The 11,700-nt window shown below is 69.3% G+C and carries 10 protein-coding genes and 1 pseudogene; 5 read left to right on the plus strand and 6 right to left on the minus strand.

Annotated elements, in window-relative coordinates:
• From VNE62_02060 to VNE62_02080, 5 genes and pseudogenes are all read right to left on the minus strand, one after another.
• A partial coding sequence (locus VNE62_02060; GenBank protein HVE91073.1) for a class I SAM-dependent methyltransferase occupies positions 1-467 on the minus strand: 467 nt, incomplete at its 3' end.
• Between the two features lie 201 nt (positions 468-668).
• Entirely contained in the window at positions 669-2,360 is a 1,692-nt protein-coding gene (locus VNE62_02065) for an FG-GAP repeat protein (GenBank protein HVE91074.1), read from the minus strand.
• 212 nt (positions 2,361-2,572) lie between these two features.
• The gene (locus tag VNE62_02070; GenBank protein HVE91075.1) at positions 2,573-3,811 is read right to left on the minus strand and encodes a LuxR C-terminal-related transcriptional regulator; all 1,239 of its coding nucleotides are present in this window, start codon (positions 3,809-3,811) and stop codon (positions 2,573-2,575) included.
• A gap of 155 nt (positions 3,812-3,966) precedes the next feature.
• Positions 3,967-5,301 (minus strand): AAA family ATPase, encoded by a 1,335-nt coding sequence (locus tag VNE62_02075; protein HVE91076.1) that lies wholly within the window; start codon positions 5,299-5,301, stop codon positions 3,967-3,969.
• A gap of 510 nt (positions 5,302-5,811) precedes the next feature.
• A pseudogene (locus VNE62_02080) lies at positions 5,812-5,946 on the minus strand (ClpX C4-type zinc finger protein).
• Positions 5,947-6,027: 81 nt separating this feature from the next.
• Between VNE62_02080 and VNE62_02085 the strand changes: the two are divergent.
• Together VNE62_02085 and mnmA are read left to right on the plus strand one after the other, a co-directional pair.
• Complete coding sequence (locus VNE62_02085; protein HVE91077.1) at positions 6,028-7,185, plus strand: cysteine desulfurase family protein; 1,158 nt, start codon at positions 6,028-6,030, stop codon at positions 7,183-7,185.
• A 1-nt stretch (position 7,186) separates the two neighbouring features.
• Positions 7,187-8,278 (plus strand): tRNA 2-thiouridine(34) synthase MnmA, encoded by a 1,092-nt coding sequence (gene mnmA / locus VNE62_02090; protein ID HVE91078.1) that lies wholly within the window; start codon positions 7,187-7,189, stop codon positions 8,276-8,278.
• 79 nt (positions 8,279-8,357) lie between these two features.
• Here mnmA and VNE62_02095 read toward each other — a convergent pair whose 3' ends face one another.
• A complete protein-coding gene (locus tag VNE62_02095) occupies positions 8,358-8,792 on the minus strand; it encodes a hypothetical protein (protein HVE91079.1) in 435 nt (144 codons plus the stop codon).
• A gap of 157 nt (positions 8,793-8,949) precedes the next feature.
• Here VNE62_02095 and ligA point away from each other — a divergent pair, with 157 nt between their 5' ends.
• From ligA to VNE62_02110, 3 genes are all read left to right on the plus strand, one after another.
• Positions 8,950-10,992 carry an NAD-dependent DNA ligase LigA gene (gene ligA, locus VNE62_02100; protein HVE91080.1) on the plus strand — a complete coding sequence of 681 codons (2,043 nt, stop codon included), beginning with the start codon at positions 8,950-8,952 and terminating at the stop codon, positions 10,990-10,992.
• 11 nt (positions 10,993-11,003) lie between these two features.
• A complete protein-coding gene (gatC, locus tag VNE62_02105) occupies positions 11,004-11,297 on the plus strand; it encodes an Asp-tRNA(Asn)/Glu-tRNA(Gln) amidotransferase subunit GatC (protein ID HVE91081.1) in 294 nt (97 codons plus the stop codon).
• Position 11,298: 1 nt separating this feature from the next.
• On the plus strand, positions 11,299-11,700 hold a 402-nt coding region (locus tag VNE62_02110; GenBank protein HVE91082.1), incomplete at its 3' end, for an amidase.

The following is an 11,700-nucleotide window of genomic DNA, read 5'->3' on the forward strand; positions in this document are numbered from 1 at the left end:
AGCGGCCGGGTTCGTCCGGGGGAGGCCGTGAGGCGGTTGGGCGTGCGCGCGATCAGAAGGCCGCTCGGCCGCAGCACGCGCAGCGCCTCGTCCATGAGCGGGCGCGGATCGGCCAGACGCTCCACCAGTCCCGCGCAGACGACCGCGTCGAATGAGTGCTGGGGCTCGTCGCATTGCGGGGGCCGGGCCGCACGGAAGACGAGCCGGTCGGACCGGAACGTGCGCCGTGCGAGTTCCAGGGCCGAGTTGTCCTGGTCCACGCCCACCACCCGGCACCCGGCCGCGGTCAGGACGGCCGATCCCAGGCCGTCACCACAGCCGAGATCCAGCACGCGGTGCCGCCCCTGCCGCACGCATTCCAGCCCGGCCCACCGGTAGAAGGCCTCGGTGCGGCGCTGCCGGTAGGGTTCCACCGGACTCCACGCCTCCGCGGTCAGCACGCGCAGGTGGGGGCCGGTGGTGGTCATGTCCGGGAGTGTAGCGGCGGGTCGGTTGCGCCCATAGGAACTGCGCACGCTCATGGGTGCCCAGGGCAGGAGCTACGTTGGTAGATGTGGACGCGTTGCGCGAACAGATTCAGCGGGACATCGAGGCTGCCTAGGGTTGCTTTCCGGATGGTTCGATCGGATCTGATCCCTTGAAGGCTCGGTCGTCCCGGGCGGGCGGGTTCATGGCGTCGTGCGTCGGAGCCTCTTCTTCAGCCCGAAGCCTCCCGACGTCATCGTCGCGAGCAGCAGGGCTATCACGGCGCTTGTCGGAAGGAGGTCCTTGTCTTTTACTGGGCTTGCACTAGCGGGCAGTACCTGGTCCACGAAAGGTGGTTCCGCTTGGCTCGGATCACCCGGATCGCCCGCGCCCGATCGGGTACCGGCAACGGTTGACGCCGACGAAGGGCTAGCGGACACAGAAGCCGGGCGGGCCTTCAGGCCCGCTCCGGATCTGGCCTGCTGCTCCTTCGATCGGCCCGGCGAGGCAGAACCGCCGCCGGGTGCGTACCCGCCGGCGGCATCGTCCTTCCATGCGTATGCCGCGCCCTGAGCGTAGATGGGACCCTCACCCACGTCTTTGAATGATGCGCCCACCACAGCGGTGCCGCGATCCACCGCTACGCTGACTCCAAAGAGGTCGCCCTTGTCCCCGTCTGCTGCGGTCAGCTTTGTTTGCTCGGTCCAAGTTTCTCCGGTCCGGTTGAACACATAGGCAGCTCCGTCGTTGTCGTCAGGTCTGTCGGGCGATTTGTCGTGAAATTGCGCTCCCACCACGACGGTGTCGCCCGACACGGCCACAGATCGCCCGAAGGCGTCCCTTGCTCGTCCGTCCGAAGCTGTGAGCTTTTTCTGCTCCGCCCAGTCGCCGCCGGTCCGGGTGAACACGTAGGCAGCGCCCTGGTCGGCGTAGGTGACGTCGGCGAATAGGGCCCCCACGACCACTGTCTGGCCCGAAATCCCCACCCAGAAGCCGAACCGGTCTCCGGCGGCTCGGTCCGATGCCGTGAGCTTCTCCTGCTGGGTCCAGGTCCCCCCGGTCCGGGTGAACACGTAGGCCGAGCCGGCGCCGCTGTCCCCATAGGCCCCGACGACGGCGGTGTCGCCGTCGACCCCGACCTTGAAGCCGAATCCGTTGCCGACGTAGCCGTCCGAAGGGATCAGTTCCGCCTGCTGGGTCCAGGTTCCGCCGCTCCGGGCGAACACGTAGGCGGAGCCCTCGGGGGGGACACCGAACTCCTCTCCATGGAACCAGGTGCCCACGACGACAACGTCACCCGACACCTCGACCGAGATCCCGAACCAGTCCAGGGAAAACCCGTTCGAGGAGGTCAACTTGGCCTGCTCGGTCCAGGTTCCGCCCGTTCGAGTGAAAACGTACGCGGAACCCTGATCGACGTTGATGCCGACGTCGTCCCAGCAGGCGCCCACCACGATGGTGTCGCCGGAGATCGCGACCGACCAGCCGAACCTGTCTCCGGGCCCCCCGTCCGAGGGTGTGAGCTTGGCCTGCTCGACCCACTTGTCACCCGCTCGCGTGAACACGTAGGCCGCGCCGACTCGCGGGTTGCCGTGCATGCCGGGCGCCCCGACCACAGCGGTGTCCCCGGACACGTCTACATGGTTTCCGAAGTGGCCCAGGACGGCTCCGTCCGAAGCGGTCAGCTTGACCAGCTCTTCCGTAGCCGTCGCGCTAGGTATGGGGAGGAGCAAGCCGGCCGTGAGGCAAAGGCTGAGAGCAAACGCCCTGAGAGCAGGGCGGGAACCGAGTGACGGTTTCATCGTCATGATCCTCCATCCGCGAACGCCGGCACCCTGGTCGAACTCATTGGGGCTGTCGAATCCCTCGTCACCCCGGGGGTCGCCTTTGCTCATGTGTCTCCTCCCTGCCCTCTAGCGTCCACGCCAGATCGTTTCCGCCATCCTGGGGGCGATCCCAGGGCGCAACATCCGTGAGCTCACGGATGTTCGGGGACGTGGGGGCATGCGACGATCCACCCATGAGGATCGAGATCACGATCGAGCCGGGTGACCCGCCGTCCGGGCGAGCGCGGTCGTCCGGTCGTCCGGTCGAGTTCGTCGGCTGGCTAGGGCTGCTGGCCGCCCTGGAGGGATTCGTGTCCCAGGCGGGCGACGACCCCGGCCAGCTCGATCCGGGAGGCGAGACCGAGCTTCTGGAAGACGTGTGAGAGGTGGGTCTCGACCGTCCGGCGGGAGATGAACAGGCGCCGGCCTATCTCCGGATTGGACAGCCCACTCGCCGCCAGCCCGGCGACGGTCCGCTCCGTCGGGCTTAGTGAATCCCAGCCCGTGCGGGCCGTCGCCCTAGGCCGCCGGACGCGCAGCTTGATCCCGCACTCGCGGGCGACCGCCTGGCACCGGGACACGTCCCAGGCGGCGCCGAGCCGCTCGAATGTCTCCAGCGCTTCCCGGAAGGCGACCCGGGCCTCGTTCGTCCGGCCGCTGCGGGCGAGCGCGGCCGCCGCATCCTCACATCCCAGGGCGAGTTCCAACGGGCGGGGCCCCGAGCGGTACTCGGCGACCGCCGCGAGCAGGGTGGCCGCATCATCCTCGAGGAGGCCCTTGCAGCGAAGAGCGTTGCCGCGCGCCGTCGGCGTGTCGCGTCGCTCGGCGTCTTCCGCGACCCTTCGCGTGACACGCTCAGCGGCGGGCCGGTCGCCCGTACGTATCGCCAGCCGGACGAGGTCGACCAAGGCCAGTGTCGGCATCAGCATCGGCGGAGCAACAGCGGGATCCTCGACCGCATCCCGCAAGACCCCATAAGCGGCCCGGGGATCGCCACCGGCCTCGTGCCACAACGATCGCACCCAGGAACGGTCCAGCGATCCGACCGCACCGGCTGCGACATCCAGATGGTCCGCCGCCTCGTCGAGGCGGTGTCGATGCACAGCGACCAGTGCAAGCCCCGGGCGCGAACGTCGCCCTTGGCCGATCTCCTGCGCAAGGACGTCGGCGGTCTCGAAAGCGGCGACCGCCTCGTCCCATTCGCCCGCTGCGAACTTCATGTCCCCCAAACCCCGGTGGTGCGATACCAGGAGGCTCGCCATGCCGACCTCTTCCGCGCGGCGCAGATCTTCGCGCAGGATCCTCTCGGCGTCGCGCAGCCGGTCCGCCTCCATGTAGGCGACCACCAGAACCGCCCACGGGCCGGGCGGGGGGAACATCGCCTCGCCTGTGCGACGCACCGCCTCCTCGGCCCGCTCGACGGCCTGAGCCGTATGCCCCTCGTATCGCAGAACCGTGCTCAGCACCATCAAGGCACCGACGTCGTAGCCCGGGACCTGAGATCGCCCGGCGATATCCATACACCGCTCGGCGAGCTCGCGGGCTCCCGGCCTCCCGAGGGAGGCCCGCCCGACTGCCTCCCAGTTGAGGACGGGAAACCGATGGTCGTCCGGGACGTCCGCGCGCGACACGTACGAGTCGGCACGCCCCAGAGCTTCTTCGACCTCCCCGCGGGCTAGCAGTGCAGCAACGAGGGGGGCAACCAGGAGGCGTTCTTCGTCCGGGCCCGCTGCCTCGAGCGTCTGGGCAGCCAGCGACACGACCTCGTCGGCGCGCCCGAGCCAGTGCAGGGCGTGGACCATTTCACGCTCAACCCGACCCGGGACGGGTCGTCGTGACGCAAGAGATCACGGGCCCGCTCGTACAGCTGGAGTGCGGCCGAAGGGTCGCGCGGGGAGGCCTCATCACCCGCACGGATAAGCCACTCCACGGCTTCGGTGTCGCCGACGGTGGCGCCCAGCGAGAAGTGCGGGGCCACCCGCTCGGCGGTAGCGCCGGTCGACGCGAGCGTGCGTGCGCAGTCCAGATGCAGGGCGATGCGAGACGACAGCGGCATGTCCTCGTACAGCGCCTCGCGCAGCAGGTCGTGGCGGAACCGCAGCTCCTCGTCCCGCTCCTCGAGCACGCCGGCCCTCACGGCTTCAGCGATGCATGGCAGGAGGTCCGTCACGGGCTTCCGGGAGACCGCGGACAGGTCCGAGACGGTGAAGGTCGATCCGAGGACCGAGGCGAGGCGCATCGTGTCCAGCGTGGCCGGCCTCATCATGCTCATCCGGCGCAGGACGGACATGCGGAGCGACGGGACGGCTGGTCCCGGCGTGTCGGCCACACCAGCGCGGACGTCGAGGGCGCCGTCGGCACGCAACCCCTCGACGAGCTCGCCTATGAGGAAGGGATTGCCGGCCGCGCCCTCGACCGCTTTGCGCAGCGTCGGCCCCGGTGCCGCACCGAGGAGGTTCCAGACCATCTGCGCCACCGCCTCCTCGTCGAGGGGTTGAACGGCGACGAGGTCCGCCTGAGACGTCAGCCGGTCGAGCTCGGGGGGTCGGGGCAGCGGCCGTGCCGCCACCAAGGCGAGGAACGGGAGATGGGACAGACGTCTGACGCAGGCCGCAAGAGCGCCCAGTGTGGACACGTCGGACCAGTGTGCGTCGTCGAGCGTCAGGAGCACGGGCCGGGCGAGCGCGCTCTCCTCGAGATGCGCGACGACGTGCTCCTGGAGCTGGAAGCCGCCCATGCCCCCAGCGCCTGGGATCACGCTGACGAGGGGGCCGAACGGCCGCGCGTGCTCGAGCTCGTACGCCCTCGTCTCGACTACGCAGAAGTTCATCTCCCGGGCCCGCAGCGACGCCTCGCTCAGGAGGCGGCTCTTTCCGACGCCGGCCTCTCCCTCGAGAACCACGAACCCTGCGAGCCCTTGAAGCGTGGCGTCGAGTTGGCCGGTGATCAGCTCGAGCTCCCGCGAACGGCCCAGGAGCCGGGTCGGCGGGTGGAGGCGGGTGCCGCTCACCATGCCAGCGTATCCATACTCCTCGACCACCCCGATGTCCGGTCGAAGACGAGTGACGGGGACGGGCTAAGCCCGGACGCCTTCTTCGTCCTGCTTCATCTTTCGCAGGACCGAGCCTACCTGGGCCTCCAACTCCTCGACGCGCTCGGGGGCCAGGCCGAGCAGGCGCGAGACCTCCTCCGAGGACATGGACCGCCCGCAAGCTCCGAACAGGTAGTAGATGACGCCTATTCGCTCACCGAGGTCCGCGACCTGCTCGAACAGCTCGTTTAGGTGAGCCTGCAGCCGCCGCGCGGCTCCTTCGACCTCCGGATGGGCGGTTGCGATCTCCGAAAGCTTGGACGCGCCGGTCCCTCGGATCAGCGCGGTGAGAATGCGCGTCCCGCCGCGCTCGGCCCCCGCGTCGGCCTCCTCATCCAGTGCGGCGGCCGAGGGCACTCCGCAGCCGGGACAGAAGGCCCAGGCGCCCTGCAGTGTGTGCTTGCACATCGAGCACCGCGCTGGGCGGCTTTCCTCGACGATGATCTCGTTGCACAGGTCGATGCACTCGTCGCAGATGAACACGCCGGGGCCCGCGATGATCTTGACGACCTGGCTCTGGTTCTTGCTGCAGAAGCTGCAGCCCGAAAGCTCCTGGGTCTCCATGACAGCCCAGCCTACGCTCGCCAGGACGCTGCGGCTGCTGTGCGGGCGGGGCGGCGCCGGTAACGGCCATATCATCTAACGGTGCACTACCTGGACTACGCAGCCACCGCTCCGATGCTCCCGGAGGCACGGGAGGCGATGCTCCCGTTCCTGACGGACGGGTGGGGCAACCCGTCCAGCGTGCACCAGCCGGGACGCCATGCCAGGCGCGGCGTGGACGAGTCCCGCGAGTCGCTCGCCAAGTCGATCGGCTGCTCCCCAGAGGAGATCGTGTTCACCGGAGGCGGGACCGAAGCGGGCAACCTCGCGGTGAAGGGGACCGCATGGTCCGCGGCCTCGGGCGATCCGCCGAGGCGCCACATCCTTCTTCCCCGTCTCGAGCACCACGCGGTCCTCGACTCCGCCGAGTGGCTCGGCACGAAGGGCTTTGAGATCGAGTTCCTGCCCGTGGATCCCACCGGCATGGTGGGCCCGGACGATGTGGGCACGCGTCTGCGGCGCGACACCGCGCTGGTGTGCCTGATGCTTGCCAACAACGAGATCGGGACGGTTGAGCCCGTTGCCGAGGTGGCGGCGATCTGCAGGGAGCGCGGGGTCCCGATTTTCACCGACGCAGTGCAGGCACTGGGCCGGATCCCGCTGGACGTCCGCGACCTCGGCGTGGACATGGCCGCGTTCGCTGCGCACAAGTTAGGAGGCCCCAAGGGGACCGGGGCGCTGTACGTCCGCAGAGGCTTGCGTCTGGAGGCGGTCCTGCATGGAGGGGGCCAGGAGCGCAAGCGGCGGTCGGGCACCGAGAACGTCGCCGGCGTGGCCGGGTTCGCCGCCGCGGCCGAGGTGGTGGTCCGGGAGCTTCCGGACATGGCGCCGCGCTGGACGGACCTGCGCGACCGGCTCCATCACGGGCTGCTGGAGAGGATTCCCGACCTGCGCCTCAACGGGCACCCGGAGCGCCGCCTGCCGCACAACCTGCATGTGTCGGTGCGGGGGGTCGTCGGCGAGGACATCCTTTTGATGCTAGACGCAGCCGGCATCTGCGCCTCCACCGGGTCGGCCTGCCAGTCCGGCTCCATGGAGCCGTCCTACGTGCTGGCGGCGTGCGGCGTGCGGCGGGAGTGGGCCGAGGGCGCGCTGAGGTTCACCGTGGGCCGCAACACGACCGACGCCGATGTGGACGCGGTCCTTCAGACCCTGCCGGACGTGGTCGGGCGGCTCCGGTCGTTCGCCCGCAGCCGCTGACATGGCCAGACTGCTCGCCGCCATGTCGGGTGGGGTCGACTCCGCCGTAGCCGCGGCGCTGGCCGTCCGGGAAGGCCACGACGTCACCGGCGTGACGCTCAAGCAGTGGGAGCACGACCACGAGGAGTCGCGGCTGTCCAAGGGCTGCTGCACCCTGGACGCCGTCGCCGACGCAAGGCGCGCGGCCGATGTCATCGGCATTCCCCACTACACCCTGGACTTCCGGGAGATCTTCGAGCGCGAGGTCGTCGCGCCGTTCGCGGCCGAGTACGCCGCCGGACGAACACCAAATCCCTGCGTGCGGTGCAACGAGATCGTGCGCTTCGGTGCCCTGGTGGACCGCGCGCAGGCCCTGGGTTTCGATGCCCTGGTCACCGGCCACTACGCGAGGATCGCCGGTGGTCCGCACGGCTTGCGTCTGCTGCGCGCCAGGGCCGCGGACAAGGACCAGAGCTACGTGCTGTACGCGCTGGGGCAGCGGGCGCTGGAGCGGGCACGCTTTCCGCTGGGCGAGATGGAGTCAAAGGACCGGGTGCGAGAGTTGGCCACGAAACTCGGCCTGCCCAATGCCTCCCGCGAGGACTCCGTGGAGGTGTGCTTCGTTCCCGAGGGGGCCGGGCCCGCCGATGTCGTCGCGCAGCGGCACCCGGAGGCGGTCCGACCGGGCCCGGTACTGGATGAAAACGGGGGGACCGTGGGCACCCACCGGGGGCTGGCGAACTACACGGTTGGCCAGCGCAGGGGGCTCGGCAACGTGTCCGGTGCCCGCAAGGGTGCGACCCGCCCCGTCTACGTCTCCCACCTCGACCGGGACCGAAACGCGGTCGTCGTCACGGCTGCCGAGCGCCTCGTGCGCTCGTCTCTCACGGCCACTCGCGCGCGGTGGGTGTCCGGCGTGCCGGACGCCGGCTCACGGGTGTCCGCGGTCCTGCGCTATCGGGGCGAGCGGTACCCGGCGACGTGCTTCGCCGACGATGCCGCTTTCAGGCTGGACTTCGACAAGCCGGCGCGTGCGGTCGCCCCGGGGCAGTCGGCGGTGCTGTACGACGGCGACGAGGTCCTGGGCGGCGGCTTGATCTGGTCGTCGGCCTAGCCAAGAGCCTGCAACGAGCCGGACGTCCGAACGAAGACGCCAGATCCCTGCGACCGTGGGTCAACTACCCCACGCGACATCATCCTGTGAAAGCCAGGCCGGTTGCCGCGATGACTGCGAGAACGCCGATAGCCGTGGCGATCGAGCCGGCAGGCTTCGAACCTCGCTCGTTTGCCTCTAGACCAAGGGCGATCGCGCCGCTGGCAAACACCGAGGGGAGACCGGTCCAGAAGACGGCAATGCTGAGCACGCTCAACACGGCGAAGACGACGGCCGGAGTAGCTGGTTTGCCCCCTTCTTGCGTCGCACGGGAGGAAACGAGCCAGACGACAACCGCCGCGATGAGGATCGCGACCAGAACTATGGCCCAACCCCCGAGCTCTCCTTCAATTCGAGTGAACAGTCCCTCGTCGCTCTTGAACTGACCTATCGCCGTCAGCACAGCGGCAACAACGGCGCCCAATGGAACAAGTGTCTTGACCCGCTTCACGAATTCCTCCCTCTTGTGCTTCAACCGCGCGGCTCATTGTCCTCCGGCTTCGAGGCCCTGGCCAGCAACCCCGAGGGCCCTGCTGCTCTGACCGTGAAGGGAGATACGACTCAAGCGGCGTCCGGTGCGAGCGAAGTCTCAACGCCACAAATCGGTCCGGCCTGGTCGTTAGTCTCAACGCATGCCCAGGACGAAGGCCCCAGCGGTCGCCAAGGCCGAGGAGGCGCAGTTTTCCGAGGAGCGGACGAAGGCCGAGGAGCTGCGCGCCCAGATCGACTACCACTCGCACCGGTACCACGTCCTGGACGCCCCGGAGATCTCCGACGCTCAATACGACCGGCTCGTCGCGGAGCTGGAGGACATCGAGGAGCGCTGGCCGCAGCTCATCACTCCCGACTCCCCGACGCAGCGCGTGGGTGCCCCTCCCGCGACGGACCTGTTCGCTCCGGTCCAGCACTCGCAGCGGCTGCTGTCCCTGGACAACGCATTCGACTTCACGGACCTGCGCGCGTGGCACGCCCGCGTGACCCGGACACTTGACCGCGAACCCTCGGCCTTCGTCTGCGAGCCCAAGATCGACGGCGTGTCCGTGGCGGTGGTCTACGAAAACGGCCGCTACGTAAGGGGAGCGACCAGAGGCGATGGGTCGGTGGGAGAGGAGGTCACTCCCAACATCCGCACGATCAGGGAACTTCCCGAGCGGCTGGCGACCGACGACCCTCCGCCGTGGCTCGAGGTCCGGGGGGAGGTGTTCCTGAGCCTGGCCGACTTCGAGCGTGTCAACGCGGAGATGGGGGAGGCGGGCAAGGCCCTTTTCGCAAACCCGCGCAACGCGGCGGCGGGCATGCTGCGCCAGAAGGACGCCAAGGTGACGGCGTCGCGTCCGCTGTCGGTGTACCTGCACGGGCTGGTGCGTGTGGACGGCGTCGCGCTGCGCTCGTACTCGCAGACGCTGGAGTTCTTCCGGTCGGTCGGGCTGCCGGTGCACCCGGAGGCCCGCTCGCTTCGGACGCTGGAGGAGGTCGAGTCCTACTGCGACACGACGTCCGAGCGGCGCCACTCGATGGACCACGAGATCGACGGCGTGGTCGTGAAGGTGGACGACCACGACGAGCGGTCCGAGCTGGGGGCCACGTCCAAGGCGCCCCGCTGGGCCATCGCGTACAAGTTCCCCCCGGAGGAGCAGACGACGAAGCTGCGCGACATCATGCCCAGCGTCGGGCGCACCGGGGCCATCACCCCTTTCGCGGTCCTGGAGCCGGTCCGGGTGGGAGGGGTGACCGTGTCGCAGGCGACGCTGCACAACCCCGACGAGATCGAGCGCAAGGGGATCCTGATCGGCGACACCGTCGTCGTCCGCCGCGCCGGCGACGTGATCCCCGAGGTCGTGGCCCCCATCCCGAGCCTGCGGACGGGGGCCGAGCGCAAGTTCCAGATGCCGTCGCAGTGCCCGTCGTGCGGGGGACCGGTCGTGCGGCGCGAGGGAGAGGTCGTCTCCCGGTGCGTGAACCTGTCCTGCCCCCACCAGGTGCTCGGACGCATCGTCCACTTCGGCTCCCGTGGGGCCATGGACATCGAGCACCTCGGCGGAAAGACCATCCACGCGCTGCTCGAGCGGGGTCTGGTGTCGGACGCGGCCGACGTCTACTTTTTGTCCGCGGAGCAGATCGCCACGCTGCCGCTGTTCAAGGACAAGTCGGTGCACAACCTCGCGCGCGCGATCGAGTCGTCCAGGGACAGGCCGATCGACCGCCTGCTGTACGGCATGGGGATCCTCGGCGTGGGCGGAACCGCTTCGCGCGCACTCGCCGACGCTTTCGAGTCCATCGACGCGATCGCCGCCGCGCCGGCCGAGGACATGGCCGCCGTTGAGGGCATCGGACCCGTCATCGCTGCCAGCGTCCGCGAGTTCTTCGACCGTCCGGAGACAAAGCAGTTCGTGGACAAGCTCCGGCGCGCAGGCGTCCGGCTGGCGGAGAAGCGCAAGCGCGAAGCGGGGCCGCTCAGCGGCCGCTCGTTCGTCATCACCGGCACTCTCGACTCCCTTTCCCGGGAGGAGGCCAAGGACCGCCTCGAGGCCCTCGGCGGCAAGGTCACGACCAGCGTCTCGAAGAAGACCGACTACCTGGTCGTGGGGGACAACCCCGGCAGCAAGCTCGCCAAGGCCGAGGAGCTGGGAGTGGAGACCCTCGACGAGAAGGGTCTTCTGGCCCTGCTCGGATAGACTCCCGACCCATGGGCATCACTCCTGAGGAGGTCGAGCACGTCGCGCGCCTGTCGCGCCTGGACCTGACGCCCGAGGAGGTCCAGACCTTCCGGGACCAGCTCAGCGTGGTGCTGGAGCGCGCGCAGAGGATCCAGTCCCTGGACCTGGGGGACCTGCCTCCGACGGCGCACCCGGTGCCGATGCGAAACGTCCTGCGTCCCGACGTGGTGGTGGCTCCTGAGCCCAGCGAGCGGATCCTGGACAACGCCCCCGAGCGCGACGGTGCCTTCTTTACGGTGCCGCGGATCATGGAAGAGGACTGACGTGGAGCTGTGGCAGCGCGACGCGACCGACCTCCTCGGCCTCCTGGAGCGCCGGGAGGCCTCCGCCGAGGAGATCGCCCGGTCGGTCATCGCGCGCATCGAGGAGGCCGAGGACTCCATCCATGCGTTTTTGATCCGGACCGGCGACGCCGCCGTCCGCCACGCGCGGCGGGTGGACAAGGCGCGGGCGGACGGAGAGCCGCTGCCACCCCTGGCCGGACTTCCCGTGGCCGTCAAAGACGTCCTGTGCACCAAGGGAATCCGGACGTCCGCCGCCTCCAAGATCCTGGAGTCCTACCGCCCTCCGTACGACGCAACCGCCTGGGAGCTGCTGCGCGACCAGCGGATGGTGCTGCTCGGCAAGACGAACCTCGACGAGTTCGCCATGGGCTCGTCCACCGAG

This window comes from Actinomycetota bacterium (assembly GCA_035536535.1).
In the GTDB taxonomy this organism is placed as follows: Bacteria; Actinomycetota; JAICYB01; order JAICYB01; family JAICYB01; genus DATLNZ01.